Origin of the sequence: Flavobacterium sp. J49 (assembly GCF_011742145.1) — a bacterium.
Classification (GTDB): Bacteria; Bacteroidota; Bacteroidia; order Flavobacteriales; family Flavobacteriaceae; genus Flavobacterium.
Genome location: NZ_JAAQQU010000053.1, coordinates 1 through 285, shown reverse-complemented (window position 1 = coordinate 285; position 285 = coordinate 1). Strand labels below are relative to the sequence as shown.

Genomic DNA, 285 nt, shown 5'->3' with positions numbered 1-285 from the left:
ACAAACCTTAGGAGTGGTAGTTACCAGTGCCGCAGGATGTCAAAGTATCACCACTTTAGACATTAGAGTCTTGCCGGTACCGACTCCTAATACCATGCCGAGCCCATTGGCACCGCTTTGTGATGACAACAATCCGGGTGATATGTTAGAGGTTTTTGATGTAACGGTTAATGCGGCTTATATTGCCAATGGAGACCCGAACGTTACCTTAACATACTATACCAATGAGGCAGATGCTCATGTACCACAGTTCCCTATAGCCGACCCGACACAGGCGTTGGTAGG

At 47.7% G+C, this 285-nt stretch carries 1 protein-coding gene; it reads left to right on the top strand.

The genetic code is table 11. From position 1 onward, the window contains the following. Window positions 1-285 (top strand): hypothetical protein (locus HA632_RS01535; protein WP_176305487.1); only part of this gene is annotated, 285 nt, incomplete at both ends.